This is a genomic window from Nocardioides aromaticivorans (assembly GCF_013408525.1).
In the GTDB taxonomy this organism is placed as follows: domain Bacteria; phylum Actinomycetota; class Actinomycetes; order Propionibacteriales; family Nocardioidaceae; genus Nocardioides; species Nocardioides aromaticivorans.
Genome location: NZ_JACBZM010000001.1, coordinates 2,307,637 through 2,329,058, shown reverse-complemented (window position 1 = coordinate 2,329,058; position 21,422 = coordinate 2,307,637). Strand labels below are relative to the sequence as shown.

Sequence of the window (21,422 nt, the reverse complement as noted above, 5' to 3'; positions counted from 1 at the left end):
GTTCGAGGATTCGGGTACGACGCTCAGACGAGCTCGACGATGGTCGCGATGCCCATGCCGCCGCCGACGCAGAGCGTGGCGAGGCCGCGGCGCAGGTCGCGTCGCTCGAGCTCGTCGATCAGCGTGCCGAGGATGATCGCGCCGGTGGCACCCAGCGGGTGGCCCATCGCGATCGCGCCGCCGTTGACGTTGGTGATCGAGTCGTCGATGCCCATGTCGCGCATGAACCGCATCGCGACGGCGGCGAACGCCTCGTTGATCTCGAACAGGTCGATGTCGCCGACCTCGAGGCCGGCCTTGGCCAGCGCCTTGCGGGCCGCCGGGGCGGGACCGGTGAGCATGATGATCGGGTCGGCACCGGACACCGCGGTCGCGATGATCTTGGCCCGCGGGGTCAGGCCGAGGTCCTGGCCGACCTGCTCGTTGCCGATCAGGGTCAGCGCGGAACCGTCCACGATGCCGGAGCTGTTGCCGGCGTGGTGCACGTGGTTGATCTTCTCGAGCCAGTGGTACTTCTCGAGCGCGACGTCGTCGAAGCCGGCGTCGGCGCCGAGCTGGGCGAACGACGGCTTCAGGCCGGCGAGGCCCTCGACCGAGGTGTCGGGGCGGACGGTCTCGTCACGGTCGAGCACGACCAGGCCGTTGACGTCCTTGACCGGGACGACCGGGCGGTCGTAGTAGCCGTTGGCCCACGCCTTGGCGGCACGGTGGTGCGACTGGGCGGCGTACGCGTCGACGTCCTCGCGGCTCCAGCCCTCGATGGTCGCGATCAGGTCGGCGCCGATGCCCTGCGGCACGAAGCCCGCCTTGAACGCGGTGGCCGGGTCGGACGCCCAGGCGCCACCGTCGGAGCCCATGGGCACGCGGCTCATCGACTCGACGCCACCGGCGATGATCAGGTCCTCGAAGCCGCCACGGACGCGGCTGGCGGCCTGGTTGACCGCCTCGAGGCCCGACGCGCAGAAGCGGTTGAGCTGGACACCGGCGACGGTGTCGGGGAGACCGGCGGCGATCGCGGCGGTCTTGGCGATGTCGCCACCCTGGTCGGCGATCGGCGACACGACACCCAGCACGACGTCGTCGATGCGGTTGGTGTCGAGACCGGGGTTGCGCTCCTGCAGCGCGTCGATCAGCCCGACGACGAGGTCGACCGGCTTCACCTCGTGGAGCGTGCCGTTGGCCTTGCCCCGGCCGCGCGGCGTGCGGAGGTGGTCGTACACGAATGCTTCTGCCATGACCGTCCTTGTGTCCTGGTTCGAGTGGCGTGGTGCGGCAGTCGCGAGGCGCGCCGCACGGGATGGATGTCCCTGGGGTCGATTGTGACACTATTACTGTCATGGTCAAGAGCGAGGGTCCAGCAGGTGGTGTGACGCACACCGCACCGGGCGGCAGCCCGGAGCCGGTGCTGCTCACCCTCGAGGAGCTCACCGAGCGCACCGGACTGACCGTCCGGACCGTGCGCTTCTACACCTCGCGCGGCCTCGTCCCGCCGCCGATCCGGCGCGGCCGCTCGGGCTACTACTCCGCCGAGCACATCGCCCGGATCGAGCTCGTCCTCGAGCTGCAGAGCCACGGCTTCACGCTCTCGGCCATCGAGCGCTATGTCGCCGGCATCCCCGACGACGCCACGCCCGAGGAGATCGCGCTGGCGCGCACCATGCTCGCGCCGTGGCAGTCCGACCTGCCCGTCGAGATGGACCTCGCCCAGCTGGAGAGGAAGGCCGGGCGCGAACTCTCGGCCGACGACCTCGCCACGCTGCAGGCGCTCGGCGTGCTGCGGGTCCGCGGGTCGTCGTACCTCGTCGCGAGCAACCAGCTGGCCATCGGCGTGCGCCTGCTCGAGCTCGGCTTCCCCCGCGAGGTCGCCGTCGCGGCGGCCGCGGTCTACCAGGAGCACGGCGAGCAGATGGCCAAGGAGCTCTACGAGGTCATCAACGAGCAGCTCGCCCCGTTGTACGACGACGCGGCCACCTCGGAGCACTTCCGCGAGATCATGGAGCGGCTCAAGCCGCTGTCCGTCGGCGGCCTCGTGACCGCCTACGAGTCGGCCGTCGCGCGGGCGGCACGGAACCCGCGCGGCCCACGCTGAGGTCACCGGGCCGGGAGCCGTTCACCTACCGAATTTGTCGTCCTGGGGCCGCGCGGAGGACGAATTCGGTAGGTGAACCGCGGATCAGCGGCGGCCGGAGCTGAAGCTCGCGGCGCTGTGGCTGCCGCCGGAGCCCGCGCCGGCCCCGCGCCCGCGGGAGCGGCCGCGGCCGCCGCCCGAGCGCTGGCCGGCCGGCTTCGCGGCACCCTGGCCGGAGCGGGCCTGGCCGCCGGAGCGCTGGCCGCCCTGACCGCCGGAGCGCTGGCCGCCCTGGCCGCCGGACTTCTTCGCGGCCGGCTTCTTCGCGCCGCCACCGCTGCGACGACGACCGCCGCCGCCACCGTTGCCGCCGCCCTGGGCGGGGGCCGGGGACAGGTCGATGCCGCCGGGGCGGCTGCGCTCGCCGGGGGCGAGCTCGAGCAGCACCGGGTGGTGCGAGCCGGAGATCCGCGTGGTGGTCGGCTTGATGCCCGCCGCACGGGTCAGGTCGCTGACGTCGCGACGCTGGTCGCTGGTCATCAGAGTGACGACCGTGCCGGCGGCACCGGCGCGGGCCGTACGACCGGAGCGGTGCAGGTAGGCCTTGTGCTCGGCCGGCGGGTCGGCGTGGACGACGAGCGAGACGTCGTCGACGTGGATGCCGCGGGCGGCGATGTCGGTCGCGACGAGGGTGGTCGCCGTACCGCTGTGGAAGGCCTCCATGTTGCGGGTCCGGGCGCCCTGGCTGAGGTTGCCGTGCAGGTCGACCGCGGGCACGCCGTTCTTGTTGAGCTGGCGGGCCAGCGCCTTCGCGCCGTGCTTGGTGCGGGTGAAGACGACGGTGCGACCGGGCGCGCTGACCAGGTCGAGCAGCACGGGCAGGCGCTGCTCGCGCTCGACGTGCAGGACGTGGTGGTCCATCTTGGCGACCGGCGACTGCGCCGAGTCGGCCTCGTGGACCGCGGGCTTGTCGAGGAAGCGCTTGACCAGCACGTTGATCGCGCCGTCGAGCGTCGCGGAGAAGAGCATCCGCTGGCCGTCCTTCGGCGTCTGGTCCAGCAGGCGTCGTACGGCGGGCAGGAAGCCGAGGTCGGCCATGTGGTCGGCCTCGTCGAGGACCGTGACGCGGACGTCGGCGAGGCTGCAGTGACCCTGGCCGATGAGGTCCTCGAGCCGGCCGGGGCAGGCGATGAGGATGTCGACGCCGTTGCGCAGCGCGGTGACCTGCGGGCCCTGGCCGACGCCGCCGAAGACGGTGGTGGTGCTCAGGCCGACGGCCTTGGCCAGCGGGGTGATGGTCGCGGCGATCTGCGAGGCGAGCTCACGGGTCGGGGCGAGCACCAGCGCACGCGGCCGCTTGGGGGCCGGGCGACGGCGGTCGGCGTCGAGACGCGCGACCAGCGGCAGGCCGAAGGCGTAGGTCTTGCCGGAGCCCGTTCGGCCGCGGCCGAGGACGTCGCGGCCCTTCAGGGAGTCCGGCAGGGTCGCGGCCTGGATCGGCGTCGGCACGGTGATGCCGTCCGCGGTCAGGACGTCGAGCAGGGCAGTGGGAACGCCGAGGTCGGCGAACGTGGTGATACCAGTCGTGGGCACGGATGTTCTCTCCGGGGAGCACGACGCAAGGCGCGGCGATCCCCTGTGCTGGGCGTCTCGCCGTGCTGCCTGTCCGGTGACAGGCGTTGAAGCGGTGCCTCCTGCGAGGGGCGCGGCCGACGGTGGTGCTCGTGCGGTGCGCCGGGATCCGGGGCAAGACTGGCCGGATCGGTGACCCCAGCCTAGGGCCGCGGACTCCCCGAAGGAGAATCCGCGGCGTGGCGTCACTGCGTGATCTGCACCGCGGCGCCGCGCTCGAGCAGCCCGTCGACGTCCTTGACACCCCAGGCCTCGAGGGCCTCGCGGGTGTGCGCGCCGGCGCCGGGGGCGGGCGGGTGCGACAGCGTCGCCTGCGTGCGGGAGAAGCGCGGCGCGGGCTGCGGCTGCACGATGCCCTCGTGCTCGACGAAGACCTCGCGGGCCTTGATGTGCGGGTGGTCCTTGGCCTCGCTGATCCGGAGGATCGGCGCCACGCAGGCGTCGGTGCCGTCGAAGATCGCGCACCACTCGTCGCGGGTCTTCGTCTTGAAGGTGGTGGCGATCAGCTCGCGCAGCTCGTCGGTCTTGGCGAGGTCCCAGCGGTCGGGGGCGGTGCCCTCGATGCCGAGCAGCTTCACGAAGAGGTCGTAGAACTGCGGCTCCAGCGCGCCCACCGACATGTGCTCGCCGTCGGCGGTCTCGTAGATGTCGTAGTACGGCGCGCCGCCGTCGAGCAGGTTGGCCGCCCGCTCCTCCTTGAACCCGCCCCCGGCGAGGAAGGCGGAGGTCATCGCGTTGAGGTTGGCGGTGCCGTCGACGATCGCCGCGTCGACGACCTGGCCCTTGCCGGACGCCTGCGCCTCGAAGATCGCGGCGAGGATCCCGATGACGAGGTACGTCGACCCGCCACCGAAGTCGCCCACGAGGTTGGTCGGGAACTGCGGCTTCTCCTTGACCTGGCCCAGGCCGTGGAGCGTGCCGGTGATGGCGATGTAGTTCATGTCGTGCCCGGCCGCCTGCGACCACGGGCCGTCCTGGCCCCAGCCGGTCATCCGGCCGTAGACCAGGCGCGGGTTGCGCTCGAGGCAGGCCTCCGGGCCGAAGCCGAGCCGCTCGGCGACGCCGGGGCGCATGCCCTCGACCAGCACGTCGGCCTGCTCGACCAGGTCGAGGACGGTGGCGACCGCCTCGGGGTCCTTGAGGTTGAGCGCGACGCTCGGGCGACCGCGGTTGAGCAGGTCGTGCGAGCCACCGGTCAGCATCTGGCCGCCGGGACGCTCCACCCGGATCACGTCGGCGCCCAGGTCGGCGAGGATCATGCAGGCGTGCGGGCTCGGCCCGATGCCGGCGATCTCGACGACCTTGAGGCCCTTGAGCGGACCGGTTCCCTGTCCCAGCGCGAACGTCATGGGCCGATCATGGCACGGATCGTGACAGTAGTGCTGTCACAGTTGGCTACTGTCCAGTAGCGGGCGTCCCGTGACGGTCGCTGCGCGACCTCCACGACGACCGGAAGGTCGATCAGCCGGGGTTGACGATCTTCGCGAGCTCGAAGTGCATCGGGTCGGTCCAGGCCCAGTCACCGCCCCAGGCGAAGCCCCAGTACTTGAAGATCGCGACGACCTCGCGGTTCATCTCACCGACGGTGCCGCGCTGGTTGCCGGGGACGTTGAAGTCGAGGGCCAGCCCGAAGGAGTGGTTGGAGAGCGTGGTCGACCCGGCGATGAAGCGGGGGTAGTAGCAGCCGGCGTACTCGTTGGCGTGGATCTCCTTGGCCAGGCCGCGGTTGACCACCTCGATCAGCGCGGCGCGCAGCTGGGGGATCATGAACTTGTTGCACGTGACGCTGCCGAGGATCGGGACCTGCTCGGTCACGATGTGCGAGCGGACCCAGGCCGGGTCGGGCGCGATCCGGCCGCCGCCGATCGGGGTGTAGCGGAACACGCCGACCGCGTCACGGAAGGCACCGACCGGGATGACGTTCTGGAAGGTGCCGAGGTCGAGGCCCTCGGAGGCGACGATGTCGAGCGCCGTGATCGAGAACCGCTTCTTGCCGAAGGTCTTCTCGATCGCCTCGCGCACGGCCTGGGGCGACGCGATCCCGGTGTTGATCAGGATCGCGTTGTCCTTCTGGAGGCCGAGCTCCTCGCCCCACTTCGCGTTGACCATCGCGTCGACGCTGTCGACCTCGGACGGCGACCAGGCGCCGACGTGGATCCGCTCCTTGCCGACCTTCAGGTAGCCCTCGCCGTCGACCTGGAGCTCCTGCTGGAGGCCGTCGTCGACGGCGACCTCGCCTCCGGCGATCCGGTCCCACTGCTCCTGGAACTCCGCGCTGCGGCTGCCGGTGAAGGCGCGGTAGGCGGCGCCGTCGACGGCGGCGATGTTGTAGAAGCGGCCGTCGGCGGAGAAGTTGCCGTAGGAGAGCGTCGTGTACGCCGCCACGCCCTTGTTCTTCTTGACCTTCACCGCGAGCAGCTTGTCGAGGTCGTCGTCGGGGATGGTCTCCTGGCTCACGAGGAGCAGGTCGTCGCCGTACTGCGTGCCGTCGAACTTCCCGGGCGCCGCGACGGCGTGCGCGGGGTCGAGCGCGTTGTCGGGGATGGGCGCCGTCGACGCGGCGGCCGCGCTGGTGTCGCCCTCGGCGGACTCCTTGCCGTCCTTGCCCGAGTCGCCGCAGCCGGACAGCAGCGTGGCGACCAGCACCGCCGACACCCCTGTCGTCAGTGCAGCCGTCATCCTCGCGCGTCGCGCCAGCCCCATGGCCCCTTCCCCGCCACCGGCCCTCCCGGCAGTCCTCCCGCCACCGAGTGTATGACGCCGGGCGTCAGGCGAGGACGCGTTCGGCAATCCACGCGATGTCGTCGGCCGTGCGGGCCGGCGTCGCGCTGGGCTGCATCACGTGGCTGAGCACCAGGCGGACCACCATGTCGATGCTCGCCTCGAGCCGGCCCTCCGGCAGCTGGACGTCGTACGACGCCACCCGCTCCGCGACGACGAACTTCGCGCCTTCGAGGAGGTACTCGGAGTGGGTGGTCAGCAGCGGCAGGAGCTCGGTGTCGGCGCCGTGGGTGGCGGAGACGACAGCGTGGAGGAGCGCGTTGTCCTCGGCGTACTTCAGCACGCGGCGCGCGGAGTCGCGGATCGCGCCGATCAGGTCGTCGGGGTTCTCGTCGAACGAGCGGGTCACCCCGGCGAGGAAGCGGTCGAGCTCGCGCATGACCATCGCCTCGGCGAGGTCGTTCTTGGTGCCGATCTCGTTGTAGACCGTCTGCCGGCTGACGCCCACGTCGTCGGCGAGGCGGGCCATGGTGACCCGGCCCCAGCCGGACGTGGTCATGATCCTGACGGCCGCCTCGAGGAGGCGGTCCCGCAGCGACGGGGGCGCGGACGCCATCGCGTCCGCGACCCCGTCACCGGCTCGTCCCGCCACGATGGACATCGTGCTCCCTCAGCCCTCGAGCGTCAGGGCCAGCACGGGGCAGGCCTGGACGGCGGCGAAGACGTGGGCGCGGTCGGACTCCTCGGGGGAGTCGTCGAGGACGTTGACCTTGTCCTCGTCCTCGTCCACCTCGAAGTAGTCGTTGGCCATCGCCTCGCACATGCCGAGGCCCTCGCACTTGTCGAGGTCGGCGACGATCTTCATGGACATCAGGCCTTCACCTTCTCAGGGTCGAACGGGATGAAGTCGATCTTCTCGCGAACCCCGCAGTCAGGACAGCACCAGTCGTCCGGGATGTCGCTCCACGCCGTACCGGCGGCGAAGCCCTCGTGCTCGTCGCCGGCGGCGACCTCGTAGACGTAGGAGCAGCCGGGGCACTTGGCGGCGAGCACCTCGCCCTCGAACCTCTGCGCGAAGAGGTCGTCGGTCTTCAGGTTGTGCTCGGCCGGCGGCGGGAACTTCGCGAGGTACTTCGCCTCCTTGCCGGGCGCGATGTTGGCCAGGGTGACGTCGCCGTCGAGGTGCTCGACCACGCGGTGGTCCATCACCTTGCGCCACAGCGGCGGGATCAGCGCGAGGTTGATCATGCCGGCGTAGCCGGTCGGCAGGGCCGGGGACTCCTTGAAGTCGCGCAGGGCCTGGTAGCGCCGGGTCGGGTTCGCGTGGTGGTCGCTGTGGCGCTGCAGGTGGTAGAGGAAGATGTTGGTGACGATGTTGTTGCTGTTCCAGCTGTGCATCGGCAGCACCCGCTCGTAGCGCTGCTTCTCGCCGACCCGCTGGCGCTTGAGGCCGTAGTGCTCCAGGTAGTTGACGACCTCGAGGAGCGAGAAGCCGAACACGACGGTGATCGGGATGTAGACCGCGACCTGCCAGCCGTTGAGCGCGATGACCGCGGCCCAGAGGGCGACCGACATGGCCCAGGCGTTGAGGACGTCGTTGCCGATGTGGAACGGGTGGGTGCCCTTGCGGCGGTAGCGCTTGGCCTCGACCTCCCACGAGCTCTTCAGCGAGCCCCAGACCGTGCGCGGCCAGAAGCGGTAGAGGCTCTCGCCGAGGCGGGAGGACGCGGGGTCCTCAGGGGTCGCGACGCGGACGTGGTGGCCCCGGTTGTGCTCGATGTAGAAGTGGCCGTAGAAGGTCGGCGCGAGGGTGATCTTCGCCAGCCAGCGCTCGACGGACTCCTTCTTGTGGCCGAGCTCGTGCGCGGTGTTGATGCCGATGCCGACGACGCCGGCGATGGAGAGCGCCCACAGCGCCTTCTCCCACCACGGCAGCTCGAGGTGGTCGGCCATCAGGTTGGCGCTCAGGTGGGCGTCGCCCCAGTCGCCGAGGCCGACGTGGTTGAGCACCCAGGCGACCGGGTTGCCCTCACCGATGATGTAGTAGCCGGCGAAGACGAGGGCGAACATCATCGGGACGTAGGCGAAGACGACCCAGCGGTAGTACTTGTCGTTCTCGAGCTCCTCGATGACCTCGTCCGGCGGGTTGCTCTGGTCGGTGCCCATGGCCAGGTCGAGCAGCGGGATCAGGAAGTTCACCAGGAACGGCGCGACCAGGGTGAAGCCCCACCAGCCGCCGGTGGCGATGTAGGCCAGGGCGAACAGCACCCCGAAGCCGGGCACCATCAGGCCCCAGAGCCACAGGTACCGCTTCTTGTCCTTCCACTGCTCGGTGGAACCGTCCGGGACGGTCTGTCCGATCTCCATCGATCCGGTCATGCGCCTGCCTTCCGTTGCCGCGACGTTACGTATCGCTTGACAGAAGGGTACGACTTGTAAAGTCCGTTTGACAAGAGGGTCGTGCTTGTAAAGTGATGGGGATCACAGCCACCGTGGTCATCGGCGTTCACCCGGGCGCGCTCGGGGAAGAATGCGGACATGGCCGGCTACCCGCGCGAGGGCGAGACCTTCGGCGACTACGAGATCGACGGCGTCCTCGGCCGCGGCGGCATGGGCGTCGTGTACGCCGCCACGCACACCCGGATCAGGCGGCGGGTGGCCCTCAAGGTCATCGCTCCCGAGCTGGCCGGGACCGACGAGTACCGCGTGCGCTTCCTCAACGAGGCCGCCACCCTCGTCCGCCTCGACAGCCCGCACATCATCCAGGTCCTCGACCACGGCGAGACCGACGGCTCGCTCTTCATCGCCACCCAGCTGGTCGCCGGGGGCGACCTCGCCGGGCGGCTCGAGTCCGGCCCGCTGCCCGTGGGGCCGGCGCTCGCCCTGGCCGTGCAGATCACCTCCGGCGTCGCCGACGCGCACCGGGCCGGGATCCTGCACCGCGACATCAAGCCCAGCAACGTGCTCGTGACCGGTCCGGCCGACGCCCCGTTCGCCTACCTCTGCGACTTCGGCATCGCCCGCGACACCGAGCCCGACCACGGCCTGACCGTCACCGGCGCGGTCATCGGCACCTTCCCCTATCTCGCCCCGGAGCGCTTCCAGGGAGCCCCCGCGACGACGGCCACCGACGTCTACGCGCTCGGCTGCCTGCTGTGGGCGATGCTCACCGGCGAGCCGCCCTACGGCGGCACCCAGTTCTCGATGGCCCGCGACCACATCGAGGCGCCGGTGCGCCAGCTCGCCGCCGGCGAGCCGTGGGTCGACGACCTCAACGCCGTGCTGGCCCAGTCGATGGCCAAGGAGCCCACCCGGCGGTTCTCGACGGTCGACGCGATGCGGGTCGCCCTCGACCACGTGCTCGCCGGGGTCCCGATGGGCCGGCGGGAGTCGCTCGTGCGGGCCACCGCGGCCGACGCCACGGTGGCGGGCGTCGTACCCCCTGCGCCGGTGGTGCCGGCTCCGCCCGCTCCGCGGCCGCCCGCGCCCGTCGCCACCGGTCCCGTCCCGCCGACCGTCTCCGGGCCGCTGCCGCCGGCGCCCCCGGCCCGGCCCCGCCGGGCCGGGTGGATCGCCGCGGGCGCCGCGCTCGTCGCACTCGCGATCGTGCTCGGCGTCGCCTTCGCCCTGCAGCCGTGGGCCGACGACGACAACGGTGGACGAGCCACCGACGACCGCGGCGCGTCCGACTCGGCGGGCTCGGCGGGCTCGGCGGGCTCGGCCGGCTCCCCGACGACCTCGGAGGAGGGGGAGGTCGGCGGCATCGAGGCGTCCGCGAACCCCACGCCCCAGAGCCCCACCGGCGGCGCGGCGAGCGGCGGCGCGCGCGAGCCGATCCCCGTGACCGTGGTCGGCACGTGCGGCGACGGCAGCTGCTACCTCCAGGTCCGGAAGGGCCGGTCGACCAGCGCCGGCGAGCTCGTCCGCAACGGCAGGAGCGTGCGCTGGGACGACGGCAGCACGCACCAGGTCGTGTGCGAGGCGTACGGGGACGAGGTGTCCTCGCAGAGCGTCGGCGGGAGCTCGCGGGTGTGGGCCCGGACGACCAGCGGCGGGTGGGTGTCCGCGCTGCACCTGGACGGCATCGACTCCTACGAGGTCGAGGTGGCGTGCTGAGGCCCAGGCGGACGCTCGCCTGCCTCGCGCTGCTCGCTGCCTCGGGCTGCTCCGGTGGTGACCCGGCGCCGCAGCCTGCTCCGACGACCGCCGCCGCGCCCACGACGCCGGCGCCGACGCACGCGCCGACGCACGCAGACCCCAGCGCCGAGCCGACCGGGTACGCCGCCAGCAGCCGACCGCTCACCCCTGCCGAGCAACGCCGGATGCGCGGCGTGACGTGGCACCCCGGCTGCCCGGTGCCCCTCGCCGACCTCCGCGTCGTGCGGCTGACCTACCGCGACTTCGGTGGCGGGCGTCGTACCGGACGGCTGGTGGTGCATCGCGACGTCGTCGCCGACGTGACCCGGATCTTCCGCCGGCTGTGGGAGCTCGACTTCCCCATCCGTCGGATGGTCCCGATCGAGGCGTACGACGGCGACGACTTCGCCTCCATCGAGGCCGACAACACCTCGGCGTTCAACTGCCGCGCGAAGACCGGGTCGAGCAGCTGGTCGCACCACGCCTACGGCCGCGCGATCGACCTCAACCCGCTCGAGAACCCCTACGTGTACGACGGCCGCCGCACCAGCCACGAGCGGTCGATCCCCTACCTCGACCGCGCCCGCGACCGCCCCGGCGTGCTGCTGGCCGGCGGGCCGGTGGTCGCCGTGTTCGAGCGGGCGGGGTGGTACTGGGCCGGCCGGTGGGAGGAGCCGACCGACTACCAGCACTTCTCGGCGATGCCGGACCCCGCGCACGGCGAGGGCGCTACGCGCTGACGCGCGCCCCCGTCGCGACCGGGAGCCGCTCGAACCCGCGCAGCACCCGGGTGGGCCGGCGCTCGGGCGTCCCGCTGACGTGGAGGTCGGGGAAGCGCTCGAAGAGGGCACGCAGGGCGGCGGCCGCCTCGAGCCGGGCGAGGCTCGCCCCGAGGCAGTAGTGGACGCCGGCGGAGAACGCGACGTGCTGGTCCGCGTTGGGGCGGGTGACGTCGAAGGTCGCAGGGTCCTCGAAGACCGCGGGGTCGCGGTTGGCGCCGCCGAGGTAGAGCAGGATCCCGTGCCCGGGCTCGAACCTCCTGCCGGCGACCTCGGTCTCGCGCAGCGCGATCCGCAGCGTGAGCTGGACCGGCGACTGGTGGCGCAGCACCTCGTCGACAGCGTTGCCCCATCCGTCCGGGTTGTCCTGCAGCCAGCGCAGCTGGTCGGGGTGCGCGTCGAGCATCGCGACGGCGTTGCCGATCAGGTTGACCGTGGTCTCGAAGCCGGCCGCGAGGACCAGCAGGCCGACCTGGTGCAGCTCGACCCGGTCGAGCCGGTCGGGCCCGTCCAGCAGGGCGAGCTGGCTGATCAGGTCGTCGCCCGGCTGCTCGTCGGACTGGGCGACGAGCCGGTCGACGTGGCCGGCGAACCAGGCGTGCATCTCGCGCAGCGCCTGCTCGGCCCGCCGGAACTGGCCCCACGTCAGGCCCGGGTCGAGGGTCACGGCGGCCTCGTTGCCCAGCTCGAGCAACCGGCCGCGGTCCTGCTCTCGCACGCCGAGGAGGTCGGCGATGACGGTCACCGGCAGCTGGGAGGCGTAGCGGTCGACGAGGTCGAAGGACTCCGCCCCGGCGAGGTCGTCGAGCAGGTCGGCGGCGACCTGCTCGACGCGGTCGCTCATCCGGCCGACCTTGCGCGCGGTGAACGCCCGCGCCACCTGCTTGCGGTAGCGGGTGTGGAGGGGCGGGTCGACCGCCAGCATCGACGGCGGGTCGACCGGGCCGAGGGTCTCGGGGTCGATCAGCTTGTGGTGCAGCCACTGCAGCGGCTTCGGCAGCTCGCCCTGCCCACCGGCGGTCCCGAACACGTCGCTGCGCAGGACCTCGTTGACGACGGCATGGTCGACGCTCGCCGAGATCAGGCCGTTGGCGCTGACCGCCCCGCGCCCGCGCAGCTCCTCGTACGCCGGGAACGGGTCGCGCCGCAGCGACGGGTCCATGACCATCCGGCTGATCAGGTCGCCGCGGCGGGCGCCCCGCTGGATCATGGCGCGCTGCAGGCCGTGCGCCAGGCCCCAGGCCGCGAACGAGCGCGGGGTGTCGAGCGCGGTCCGGAGCCGGCTGCGTCGTACGAGCGCGAGGTCAGGCGACGACACGGGTGGCGCCCTCGGCCTCCAGCACCCGGAGCACACCCCGCGCGCGGCGGGCCAGGCTGCGGCGCTGCTCCTCGAGCTCGCGCTCCGGGAGGTGCGTGTCGAGCTGCGCGTTGACCGTGAGCTGCCAGCGGTAGCGCAGCGCGGCCAGCAGGCCGGCCCGGTCGCCGAACAGCTCGGCGTACTCGGTGCGCCAGGGCAGGACGGGGGACTCGGTGCGTGCGAGCTCCTCCTCCACGGCCCGCAGCACCTGCCAGCGACGGTGTGTCTCGCTCCAGGTCATCGTCATCACGACCTCTCTGTCGTGGGACCCGGTGGTCCGGGTCGACCCGGGATCTCCGGGTGATGGGTCGACGGTACGCAGTCGCACGTGGCCCGGGCATCGGCCGACGGCAGTCATTCCGGCTCCTACCGGGGGAGGACACGGCACACCTCCCGCGGCGGGATGACCGCGGTCGCGGTGCTCCCTACGCTGTTGTCATGCTGCGCTGGTTGCGGGCCGGGATCGAGGCGAACCTCGACCGGCACCAGGTCCTCTACCCGTGGTGGGTCCCCCTGACCTCCCACCTCGGGCAGGTGGCGTGCGTGCTGGTGAGCCTCGCGCTGCGCGACGCGCTCTGGCCGCTCGACCCGCTGCTGGTCTGCCTGCCGCTGGTGATGGCCTCCGCGCTGATCCAGTTCACGACGACCCGCTGGCTGCCCTGGTACGTCGACATCCTCGGCACCGTCGTCGCCGCCGGCCTGCTGCTGGCCCGGCCCGCCGACGGCGTGGTCGACCTCGCCCCCGCGATGCTCGCCCTCGCGACCGCCGAGATCACCGCCCGCGACGGCATCGGCGAGGGCCTCGCCGTGGCCGGGATCGGCCAGCTGGTGCTGATCGGCGCCGCCCTCGGCCCCGGCCTCGACGGTGCGCCGCTCTACACCTTCGTGCTCCTCCTCGGCTTCGTCATCGGCGCGATGCTGCTGTGGCAGATGCGCGCCCTCATCGCCGAGCGCAAGGCCCGCGAGCAGGCGTGGGACCAGGCGACCACCGCCGAGCGCGAGCGGATCGCGCGCGAGATCCACGACCTCGTGGCGCACTCGCTGAGCATCTCCCTGCTGCAGGTCACCGGCGCCCGCCGCGCGCTGCGGGACGTGACCGGCACCAGCGACCCCGCCGAGACCGCCGAGGCGGTGGCCGAGGTCGACGCGGCCCTGGCCGACGCCGAGCAGGTCGGCCGGCGCGCGATGGCCGACATCCGTCGTACCGTCAGCGCGATGGCCGACGGCACTGGTCGAGCGGGCGACCGCCACGCACTCCCCGGCGCGGGCGACATCGCCGCCCTCGTGCGGGAGATGAGCGGCGCCGGCCTCGAGGTCGAGTACGACGAGCAGGGCGACCCCGCCTCGCTGCCCGCCGCCACCGGGCTCGGCCTCTACCGCATCGCGCAGGAGTCGCTCGCCAACGTGGCCCGCCACGGCGGCTCCGAGCCCCGCGCTCGGGTGCGCCTCCGGGTCAACGGCGCCGGCGTCCACCTGCGGATCAGCAACCCGCTCCCCTCCGGCCGTCCGCGCGACGACGGGCTCGGCTCGGGACTCGCCGGCATGCAGGCGCGGGCCCACCAGCTGGGTGCGACGCTCGAGGCCGGACCGACCTCCGAGGGGTGGACGGTCGACGTCCTGCTGGGCACGGGCCCGCGGGGAGCGGGCGCGATGGATCTGCCGTGCGGGCGCACGCTGCGGAAGCCGGGGCTGGCATGAGCGGCGCCGTCGACCAGCTGGTGCGGGTCGTGCTCGTCGACGACCAGGAGCTGGTCCGCTCGGGGCTGCGCCGCATCCTGCGCCGCCGCGACGGCTTCGAGATCGTCGCCGAGTGCGGCGACGGCAGCGAGGTGCCCGGCACGCTCGACGAGCTCGCGACCCCCGACGGCGAGGGGGGCGACCGGGGCGTCGACGTCGTCGTGATGGACCTGCGGATGCGCACCGTCGACGGCATCACCGCCACGGCCGGTGTCGTCGCCCGCCCCGACGGGCCGCCGGTGCTGGTGCTGACGACCTTCGACGACGACGAGATGCTGTCCGGCGCGCTGCGCGCGGGCGCGGCCGGCTTCCTGCTCAAGGACTCCTCCGCCGACGACCTGATCCGGGCGGTGCGCACGGTCGCCGACGGCGGCCACTGGCTCGACCCGTCGGTGACCGGGCGCGTCCTGCAGCAGTTCCGCACGGGCTCGCCGGTCGCCGCGGCCCGGACCAGCGCCGCGACCGACCCGCTCACGGCCCGCGAGCTCGAGGTCCTGCAGGCCATCGCGCTGGGCCGCAGCAACGGCGAGATCGCCGACGAGCTGGTCATCTCCGAGCTGACCGTGAAGAGCCACGTGGGGCGGATCTTCACCAAGCTCGGCCTGCGCGACCGGCCGGCGGCGATCGTCTACGCCTACGACAACGGCCTGGTCTCGCCCGGCCGCTCCTGAGCCGCCGCGCACCTACCGAATTCGTCCTCCCGGCGGTCGTTCCGCGACGAATCCGGTAGGTGCGTGACCCCCTCCGGGCCGACCCGCCGGTGGTGACGGTCGTCACAGATTTGCACTCATTCCCACTTTGGTGCAAAGATGCACTCATGTCCGAGCTGTGCACGAATCGTCGCGAGACCAAGCGGTACCAGACCGCGCTGCGCCTGCAGCAGTGCGCGGTGCAGCTGACGGTCGAGCGGGGCTTCGACGGCTGGACCATCGACGACCTCGCCGCCGCCGCCGACGTCTCGCGCCGGACCGTGTTCAACTACTTCGACGGCAAGGCCGAGGTCGTGCTCGGTCCCGAGCCGGAGGTCGACGACGAGCTCATTCAGGAGTTCGTCGACGGTGGTCCCACGGGCCGGCTCTTCGACGACCTGATCGTGCTCGCCCACGAGGCGACCCGCGAGAAGGCCCACACCGACCACCACATGGCAGCCGTGCGCGAGGCCGTGATGAACGACCCGCGCCTGATCCAGCTCGTCCACGAGCGCTTCGAGGTGGCCGCCGCGCTGCTCGGCGACTGCATGCGCCAGCGCGAGGGCGACGACTTCCCGGTCACGCGCTCGCGCACCATCCTGCGCCTGCTCATCACCTGCTTCGACGACGCCCTGGAGCGCACCGGCACCGACGCCACGCGCACCTTCCACGAGCACTTCGACGCCTGCGTCGCGGACATCCGCGGCGCGCTCGCCTGACCCGTTCCGCCTGCTTCCCCCACCCACCCGGCACCCGGAGACCCCGGAGCCGTTCGAACCCAGGAGACCTCACCATGGCCCGCCTGCTCTACAAGCTCGGCTCCACCGCCCATCGGCGCTGGCCGTTCTTCATCGCCGGATGGTTGCTGCTCGTCGTGGTCGTCGGCGCCATCGCCGGCGTCGCGTCGAAGCCGTTCAACGACGAGTTCACGATCCCCGGCATCCCGTCCGAGAAGGCCGCGGACATCCAGAAGGAGCTGTTCCCGGACTCCGGCGACGCCTTCGACGACGCGACCGTCAACGTCGTCGTCGCAGCGCCGAAGGGCCACACGCTCGCCGAGAAGCCCTACGCCGACGCCATCGCCGACCTGGTCACGGAGATCCCCGGTCTCCCGCAGATGGACGCCGACGCCCTGCAGCCCGGCCTTGTCGACCCGACCACCGCGGCCGACGCGCTCGAGAAGCAGTACGTCGACGGTGCGAAGGCCGCCGGAGGCGACGTGGCCCAGGCGAAGGAGGACGCCGCGGCGATCTCACCGCTCTCGGCCGACGGCCGGATCGGCACGCTCTCCTTCGAGTGGGACGTCGACACGGTCGCCGACCTGAAGGCCACCTCCGTCGAGGCCCTCGAGGACCTCCTCCACGAGACCACCGCCGACACCGGCCTCGTCGCCGAGGCCAACGGTCAGGGCATGACCGTCCAGGAGGCGCCCGGTGGCACCGCCGAGCTGATCGGCCTCGGCATCGCGCTCGTCGTGCTGCTGCTGAGCTTCGGCTCCCTGGTCGCCGCCGGCATGCCGCTGGTCAACGCGGTCTTCGGGGTCGGCCTGAGCATGGCCGGCGTCAGCGCCATGACCGCCTTCATGGACCTCAGCTCCTCCACCACGGCCCTGTCCTCGATGATCGGCCTCGCGGTCGGCATCGACTACACGCTCTTCATCCTCGCCCGCTACCGCACCGAGCTGCACCACACCGACGACCGCAGGCACGCGGCCGGCATCGCCGTCGGCACCGCCGGCTCGGCCGTCGTCTTCGCCGGCCTCACCGTGCTCATCGCGCTGTCGGCGCTCTCCGTCGTGGGCATCCCGTTCCTCACCTCGATGGGCCTCGCAGCCGCCGCGACCGTCCTCATCGCGGTGCTGGTGGCGCTCACCCTGCTGCCCGCCCTGCTCGGCATGACGAAGTCGTGGACCTTCCGCGGCCGGCACGTCCCCGTCCCCGGCCTGCGCTGGATGCGGATCCGCCAGTACAGCCCGAAGCGCGACCAGGACGGTCTCGTCGTCAACAACGGCGTGCGCTGGGCGCGGGTCCTCGCCAAGGCGCCCGTCGCGTGGGTGCTCGGCGTCGTCGTCCTGCTGGGGGCGCTGGCCGTGCCGATCTCGCAGATGTACCTCGCGTTCCCGAGCGACAGCACCGCCGCGAGCGACACCACGCAGCGCAAGGCGGCGGACCTCGCCGAGGAGGCCTTCGGGCCGGGCCGCCAGGGTCCGTTCGCCGTGGTCGTCGACGGCCGCGGGATCACCGGTGACGAGCAGCGCACCGAGGCGTTCGACCGGGTCGTCGACTGGGCCGCCGGCCAGGACGACGTCGCCAACGCCCAGCTGGTCGCGACCAACGCGCCCCGCGACGACAAGGGCGTGCCGAACGGCCCGGCCACCGGCGCGATCATCCAGATCATCCCCGCCTCCGGCCCGGACGACCCGAAGACCCTCGACCTGCTCGAGGCGCTGCGCGAGGGCCAGTCGGCGATCGAGGACGAGACGGGTACGACGGTCGGCGTCACCGGCCTGACCGCGATCACCACCGACGTGTCGGACCAGCTCAACGGCGCGCTGCCGGTCTACCTCGCCGTGGTGATCGGGCTCGCGTTCATCCTGCTGATGCTGGTGTTCCGCTCGATCCTGATCCCGCTCACCGCCACCCTGGGCTTCCTGCTCTCGGTGCTGGCGACGCTGGGCGCGACCGTGGCGATCTTCCAGGAGGGTGCCTTCGGGATCTTCGAGGGCCAGCCGATCGTCAGCTTCATCCCGATCTTCGTGATCGGCGTGGTCTTCGGCCTCGCCATGGACTACCAGGTCTTCCTGGTCACCCGGATGCGGGAGGCGCACGTCCACGGGCTGTCGACCCACGAGGCCGTCGTCGACGGCTTCCGCAACAGCGCCCGGGTGGTCACCGCCGCCGCGGCGATCATGATCGCCGTCTTCTCCGGCTTCATCCTCGAGGACGACGCGATCATCAAGTCGATGGGCTTCGCGCTGGCGCTGGCGATCGTGTTCGACGCCTTCATCGTGCGGATGGTCCTCATCCCGTCGCTGCTCTACATCCTCGGGGAGAAGGCCTGGTGGCTCCCGGGGTGGCTCGACCGGATCCTGCCGAACGTCGACGTCGAGGGTGCCTCGCTCGAGCGTGACTCGATCCCGGGTGCGGTCACCCGGACCGACGACGTGGACGACCTGGACGACGACCTCGACCAGGACCGCGAGCTCGCCGGCGTCTGACGCCGCCCGGGCAGCAAGCACGAGGGGGGCCGTCCCGATCGGGACGGCCCCCCTCGTCGTACCTGGGTGTCAGCCGAGCGCCTTCTCGATGTCGCCGGTCAGCTTCTCCGGCTTGGTCGTCGGCGCGAAGCGGTCGATGACCCGGCCGTCGCGACCGATGAGGAACTTCGTGAAGTTCCACTTGATGCCGCCGCCGAGCAGGCCGCCCTCCTCCTTCTTCAGCCACTGGAAGAGCGGGTGCGCGTCGTCGCCGTTGACGTCGATCTTGGCGAACATCGGGAAGGTCACGCCGTAGTTGCGCTCGCAGAAGGTCGCGATCTCCTCCTCGTCGCCCGGCTCCTGGTGCCCGAACTGGTCACACGGGAAGCCGAGCACCTCGAAACCGCGGTCACCGTAGGTGTCCTGCAGCTCCTGCAGGCCCTTGTACTGCGGGGTGAAGCCACACTTCGAGGCCGTGTTGACGACGAGGACCACCTTGCCGTCGTACGACGACAGGTCGACCGGCTTGCCGTCGATCGAGGTCGCGGAGAAGTCGCTGAGGGAGGTCATGCGGGCAAGTGTGGCAGGGGCGTCATCGGCGACGCAGCGACCGCGCCTGCAGCAGCGCGAGGTCGACCACCACGACCGCCTGCGCGACGATCCATGCGCGACCAAGGCCGTCGAGGTCGAAGGCGTTGGTCAGGGCGACCTCGAGGGAGGCGACGACCCAGACCAGGTTGCCGACGACGATGCCCCAGCCGACCCGGGCGGACAGGGAGCTGCGGGCGTAGAGGCCGACGGCCACGGCGTAGGCGACCATGAACAGGCCGATGCCGCGGTAGGTGGCCGGGTCGCCACCGAGCAGGTCGGCGAGCGGGCCGGCAGCCGCGAGGTAGGCGAGCGCGTTGACGCCTGTGATCACGGCGTCGGCGGCGAACCAGAGGCCCGGGCGGCTCGTCGTGGCGGAGCTGGCGTGGGGTGCGGTGAGAGTGGTCATCGGTTCCTCCTCGGGGAGTCGGGTCGAGCGGATGACCCGACTCTCACCCCTCGGAGGTGTCCCCGGCGATGACGTCGGAGGTCATGCCGCCCCGGCGGACCCGCCACAGCAGCAGGCCGAGCAGCAGCACGACGACGTCCACGACACCGATGACGACGTAGCCGAGCGGGCTGGCCCGCTCGCCGTCGACGTGCTGCGCACCGGGGTCGTCGCGGAGCACCCGGACCCCGATCTCGCCGGACTCCTCGGCCCGCTGCCAGGTCGCCCGGTCGACCTCGGCCGGCCAGGTCTGCCGGTCCGGGTCGATGTCCTCCGGCAGCCGCAGGCGGATGACGTAGTGCGGGTCCGTCTGCTCGCGCAGCACGTCGGTGTCGGTGACCTCGGCGGTCACCTCGACGCCGTCGCGACTGACGCGCCACTGCTGCCAGGAGTGGTGCAGGAACGGCAGGTTCACCAGCACGGCGACGAAGAGGAGGGCGGCGACGGCGCCGCGGCCGGGACGCATCGGGCGGGTGGCTTAGCTGCGCTCGGCCGGGGCGGTGGCCGGCCCGGACGGCGCGAGCCCCGGCCAGGCGTGGCCCCACCGGTCGTCGTACACGGTGTCGGCGAGGGGACGGCGGTCGCGGACCCGGTGGTCGCGCTCGGCGTCGCGCTCGGGGACGTCGGCGGGGTTGCCGCGGACGCCGACGGCGATGCCGGCGATGAGCCGGGCGTCGTCGGGCAGGCCCAGGCCGGCCGCGACCGCGGCGTGGTCGAATCCCCCGAACTGGTGGGCCTTGAGGCCCATCGCCTCCGCCTGGAGGGTCAGGTGCGCGGAGGCCTGGCCGACGTCGTGGGCGGGGATCAGCAGGTCCTTGAGCTCGTCGCCGTCGGTGCCCAGCACGACGGTCGAGAGGAACACGACCGACGCGCGCGGCACCCAGCCGGAGTTGCCCCGGCTGAGGTGGGGCACCAGCACCGCGTGGGCGGCGCTGCCACGGGGCGCCACGACGTAGCGCCACGGCTGGCGGTTGCCCGAGCTCGGGGCCCACTGGGCCGCCTCGAGCAGGCGGGTGATCTCGGCGTCGGTCAGCTGGTGGGCGTCGTCGAACACACTCGGGCTCCAGCGGGAGTGCATCGGCTCGGCGATGTCGACCGGGTTCATGTGACGAGTATCGCGGGACCCCGGGCGCCCCGGAGGGACCAGGGCGCCCGGGGAGATGGCGGTCAGGCCGCGGCCGCGTGGTCCTTGCGGAGCCTGCGGCCGGCGTACACCGAACCGCCGAGGACCGCGACGGTGGCCGCAGCAGTCGCGATGCCGCCCGGGGTCAGCGGCAGGCCCGGCACGTCGGCCGTCAGCGCGTTGTCACCGCACACGCTCCTGCCGATGTCGATCGACGCGATCGAGCTGTTCGGGCCGAGGCCGATGTGCAGGGCGGTGGCCGACGTCTGCGGGCCGGTGGTGTCGACCTTGTTGACGTCGAGGCTGATCACCGACGAGAACGGCGCCGGGATCGAGAACGAGCCGTTGGCGTTGACCGGGATCCTCACCTGGGGGCCGGGGATGCCCAGGATGACGGTCTGCGCGATCAACGTGACGTTCGCCAGGGTCGAGCCCGCGGAGAACCCGCTCGTCCCGTCGGCCGGGCCGGCCGTGCAGTACGAGTAGAGCGAGCTCGCCTCGAGGCGGAACCGGAAGCCGGTGCCCGCGACGGCGAAGCTCGGCAGGTTGACCAGGGCCGGGCCCGAGGTGGTCGCGGAGCAGGTGCCGTCGTCGCCGACCGAGAGCGCGCCGCCGTTGCCGACGATGCCGGCGCAGGCGGCCGACGTGCCGTCGTCCCCGGCGACCGCGGTCTGGCTGTAGACGCCCGTGTTGGTCAGCGTGACGCCCGGGAAGAGCGGGATCGCGCCGTCGAGGGAGTCGGTCACCGTCGGGACGGAGCCGTCGTTGGTGGCGTCGGAGGACGGGATGAGCGGGGTCGACAGGGCGGCGATCTGGATCGCCGACGCCTCGGCCTGGCTGACGGTCGCGGCCTGCGCCGACCCGGCGGTCAGCAGGGTCAGGGCAGCCGCGGCCGCGACGACCCGCAGCCCATGGGAGAGGCTGCGGAGTCCGGTGGGACGGGACAT

General features: G+C 72.2%; 21 protein-coding genes. 7 read left to right on the top strand and 14 right to left on the bottom strand.

Annotated elements, in window-relative coordinates:
• Positions 1-23: 23 nt before the first annotated feature.
• Entirely contained in the window at positions 24-1,235 is a 1,212-nt protein-coding gene (locus BJ993_RS10955) for an acetyl-CoA C-acetyltransferase (protein ID WP_036543718.1), read from the bottom strand.
• A 101-nt stretch (positions 1,236-1,336) separates the two neighbouring features.
• Here BJ993_RS10955 and BJ993_RS10950 point away from each other — a divergent pair, with 101 nt between their 5' ends.
• Complete coding sequence (locus tag BJ993_RS10950) at positions 1,337-2,089, top strand: MerR family transcriptional regulator (RefSeq protein ID WP_179648804.1); 753 nt, start codon at positions 1,337-1,339, stop codon at positions 2,087-2,089.
• Positions 2,090-2,173: 84 nt separating this feature from the next.
• On the opposite strand, the gene BJ993_RS10945 is transcribed toward BJ993_RS10950, so the two are convergent.
• From BJ993_RS10945 to BJ993_RS26335, 6 genes are all read right to left on the bottom strand, one after another.
• A complete protein-coding gene (locus tag BJ993_RS10945; RefSeq protein WP_308645540.1) occupies positions 2,174-3,661 on the bottom strand; it encodes a DEAD/DEAH box helicase in 1,488 nt (495 codons plus the stop codon).
• Between the two features lie 224 nt (positions 3,662-3,885).
• On the bottom strand, positions 3,886-5,049 hold the full coding sequence (locus BJ993_RS10940) for a CaiB/BaiF CoA transferase family protein (protein ID WP_036543725.1): 1,164 nt from the start codon (positions 5,047-5,049) through the stop codon (positions 3,886-3,888).
• 112 nt (positions 5,050-5,161) lie between these two features.
• The gene (locus BJ993_RS10935) at positions 5,162-6,379 is read right to left on the bottom strand and encodes a M15 family metallopeptidase (protein ID WP_179648803.1); all 1,218 of its coding nucleotides are present in this window, start codon (positions 6,377-6,379) and stop codon (positions 5,162-5,164) included.
• 88 nt (positions 6,380-6,467) lie between these two features.
• The gene (locus BJ993_RS10930; protein ID WP_242530435.1) at positions 6,468-7,073 is read right to left on the bottom strand and encodes a TetR/AcrR family transcriptional regulator; all 606 of its coding nucleotides are present in this window, start codon (positions 7,071-7,073) and stop codon (positions 6,468-6,470) included.
• 18 nt (positions 7,074-7,091) lie between these two features.
• Complete coding sequence (locus BJ993_RS10925; protein ID WP_242530434.1) at positions 7,092-7,292, bottom strand: ferredoxin; 201 nt, start codon at positions 7,290-7,292, stop codon at positions 7,092-7,094.
• Positions 7,292-8,800, bottom strand: coding sequence for a fatty acid desaturase (locus BJ993_RS26335; RefSeq protein WP_036543729.1), 1,509 nt, complete (start codon positions 8,798-8,800; stop codon positions 7,292-7,294). The genes BJ993_RS10925 and BJ993_RS26335 overlap by 1 nt, the downstream gene beginning before the upstream one ends.
• 159 nt (positions 8,801-8,959) lie before the next feature.
• On the opposite strand from BJ993_RS26335, the gene BJ993_RS10915 reads away from it, so the two are divergent.
• Positions 8,960-10,537, top strand: coding sequence for a serine/threonine-protein kinase (locus BJ993_RS10915; RefSeq protein WP_179648802.1), 1,578 nt, complete (start codon positions 8,960-8,962; stop codon positions 10,535-10,537).
• Positions 10,531-11,298 carry a M15 family metallopeptidase gene (locus BJ993_RS10910; RefSeq protein ID WP_218864674.1) on the top strand — a complete coding sequence of 256 codons (768 nt, stop codon included), beginning with the start codon at positions 10,531-10,533 and terminating at the stop codon, positions 11,296-11,298. The genes BJ993_RS10915 and BJ993_RS10910 overlap by 7 nt, the downstream gene beginning before the upstream one ends.
• On the opposite strand, the gene BJ993_RS26575 is transcribed toward BJ993_RS10910, so the two are convergent.
• Positions 11,288-12,655: a cytochrome P450 gene (locus tag BJ993_RS26575; protein ID WP_308645539.1), complete on the bottom strand. Its 1,368-nt coding sequence runs from the start codon at positions 12,653-12,655 to the stop codon at positions 11,288-11,290. The genes BJ993_RS10910 and BJ993_RS26575 overlap by 11 nt on opposite strands.
• The gene (locus tag BJ993_RS10900; protein ID WP_179648801.1) at positions 12,642-12,941 is read right to left on the bottom strand and encodes a hypothetical protein; all 300 of its coding nucleotides are present in this window, start codon (positions 12,939-12,941) and stop codon (positions 12,642-12,644) included. Before BJ993_RS10900 ends, BJ993_RS26575 begins: the two co-directional genes overlap by 14 nt.
• Positions 12,942-13,132: 191 nt before the next feature.
• Here BJ993_RS10900 and BJ993_RS10895 point away from each other — a divergent pair, with 191 nt between their 5' ends.
• The 4 genes from BJ993_RS10895 to BJ993_RS10880 all read left to right on the top strand — a co-directional run bounded on the left by BJ993_RS10895 (position 13,133) and on the right by BJ993_RS10880 (position 18,337).
• A complete protein-coding gene (locus tag BJ993_RS10895) occupies positions 13,133-14,392 on the top strand; it encodes a sensor histidine kinase (protein WP_179648799.1) in 1,260 nt (419 codons plus the stop codon).
• The gene (locus BJ993_RS10890; protein WP_179648798.1) at positions 14,389-15,102 is read left to right on the top strand and encodes a response regulator transcription factor; all 714 of its coding nucleotides are present in this window, start codon (positions 14,389-14,391) and stop codon (positions 15,100-15,102) included. The genes BJ993_RS10895 and BJ993_RS10890 overlap by 4 nt, the downstream gene beginning before the upstream one ends.
• Before the next feature lie 146 nt (positions 15,103-15,248).
• Positions 15,249-15,839 (top strand): TetR/AcrR family transcriptional regulator, encoded by a 591-nt coding sequence (locus BJ993_RS10885; protein ID WP_179648797.1) that lies wholly within the window; start codon positions 15,249-15,251, stop codon positions 15,837-15,839.
• A 74-nt stretch (positions 15,840-15,913) separates the two neighbouring features.
• Entirely contained in the window at positions 15,914-18,337 is a 2,424-nt protein-coding gene (locus BJ993_RS10880) for an MMPL family transporter (protein WP_179648795.1), read from the top strand.
• 69 nt (positions 18,338-18,406) lie between these two features.
• Here BJ993_RS10880 and BJ993_RS10875 read toward each other — a convergent pair whose 3' ends face one another.
• The 5 genes from BJ993_RS10875 to BJ993_RS10855 all read right to left on the bottom strand — a co-directional run bounded on the left by BJ993_RS10875 (position 18,407) and on the right by BJ993_RS10855 (position 21,422).
• On the bottom strand, positions 18,407-18,886 hold the full coding sequence (locus BJ993_RS10875) for a glutathione peroxidase (protein WP_036543733.1): 480 nt from the start codon (positions 18,884-18,886) through the stop codon (positions 18,407-18,409).
• Positions 18,887-18,908: 22 nt separating this feature from the next.
• A complete protein-coding gene (locus tag BJ993_RS10870; protein WP_179648794.1) occupies positions 18,909-19,313 on the bottom strand; it encodes a hypothetical protein in 405 nt (134 codons plus the stop codon).
• Between the two features lie 43 nt (positions 19,314-19,356).
• Complete coding sequence (locus BJ993_RS10865; RefSeq protein WP_179648793.1) at positions 19,357-19,818, bottom strand: hypothetical protein; 462 nt, start codon at positions 19,816-19,818, stop codon at positions 19,357-19,359.
• Positions 19,819-19,830: 12 nt separating this feature from the next.
• On the bottom strand, positions 19,831-20,457 hold the full coding sequence (locus BJ993_RS10860; protein WP_179648792.1) for a nitroreductase family protein: 627 nt from the start codon (positions 20,455-20,457) through the stop codon (positions 19,831-19,833).
• A gap of 62 nt (positions 20,458-20,519) precedes the next feature.
• Positions 20,520-21,422 (bottom strand): hypothetical protein, encoded by a 903-nt coding sequence (locus tag BJ993_RS10855; protein ID WP_036543739.1) that lies wholly within the window; start codon positions 21,420-21,422, stop codon positions 20,520-20,522.

Coding starts and splice junctions, on each gene's coding strand:
- BJ993_RS10955 (WP_036543718.1), bottom strand. CDS start 1,235: ATGGCAGAAGCATTCGTGTACGACCACCTCCGCACGCCGCGCGGCCGG.
- BJ993_RS10885 (WP_179648797.1), top strand. CDS start 15,249: ATGTCCGAGCTGTGCACGAATCGTCGCGAGACCAAGCGGTACCAGACC.
- BJ993_RS10895 (WP_179648799.1), top strand. CDS start 13,133: ATGCTGCGCTGGTTGCGGGCCGGGATCGAGGCGAACCTCGACCGGCAC.
- BJ993_RS10870 (WP_179648794.1), bottom strand. CDS start 19,313: ATGACCACTCTCACCGCACCCCACGCCAGCTCCGCCACGACGAGCCGC.
- BJ993_RS10935 (WP_179648803.1), bottom strand. CDS start 6,379: ATGACGGCTGCACTGACGACAGGGGTGTCGGCGGTGCTGGTCGCCACG.
- BJ993_RS10890 (WP_179648798.1), top strand. CDS start 14,389: ATGAGCGGCGCCGTCGACCAGCTGGTGCGGGTCGTGCTCGTCGACGAC.
- BJ993_RS10900 (WP_179648801.1), bottom strand. CDS start 12,941: ATGACGATGACCTGGAGCGAGACACACCGTCGCTGGCAGGTGCTGCGG.
- BJ993_RS10915 (WP_179648802.1), top strand. CDS start 8,960: ATGGCCGGCTACCCGCGCGAGGGCGAGACCTTCGGCGACTACGAGATC.
- BJ993_RS10925 (WP_242530434.1), bottom strand. CDS start 7,292: ATGTCCATGAAGATCGTCGCCGACCTCGACAAGTGCGAGGGCCTCGGC.
- BJ993_RS10855 (WP_036543739.1), bottom strand. CDS start 21,422: ATGTCCCGTCCCACCGGACTCCGCAGCCTCTCCCATGGGCTGCGGGTC.
- BJ993_RS10875 (WP_036543733.1), bottom strand. CDS start 18,886: ATGACCTCCCTCAGCGACTTCTCCGCGACCTCGATCGACGGCAAGCCG.
- BJ993_RS10860 (WP_179648792.1), bottom strand. CDS start 20,457: ATGAACCCGGTCGACATCGCCGAGCCGATGCACTCCCGCTGGAGCCCG.
- BJ993_RS10880 (WP_179648795.1), top strand. CDS start 15,914: ATGGCCCGCCTGCTCTACAAGCTCGGCTCCACCGCCCATCGGCGCTGG.
- BJ993_RS10950 (WP_179648804.1), top strand. CDS start 1,337: ATGGTCAAGAGCGAGGGTCCAGCAGGTGGTGTGACGCACACCGCACCG.
- BJ993_RS10865 (WP_179648793.1), bottom strand. CDS start 19,818: ATGCGTCCCGGCCGCGGCGCCGTCGCCGCCCTCCTCTTCGTCGCCGTG.
- BJ993_RS26335 (WP_036543729.1), bottom strand. CDS start 8,800: ATGACCGGATCGATGGAGATCGGACAGACCGTCCCGGACGGTTCCACC.
- BJ993_RS10940 (WP_036543725.1), bottom strand. CDS start 5,049: ATGACGTTCGCGCTGGGACAGGGAACCGGTCCGCTCAAGGGCCTCAAG.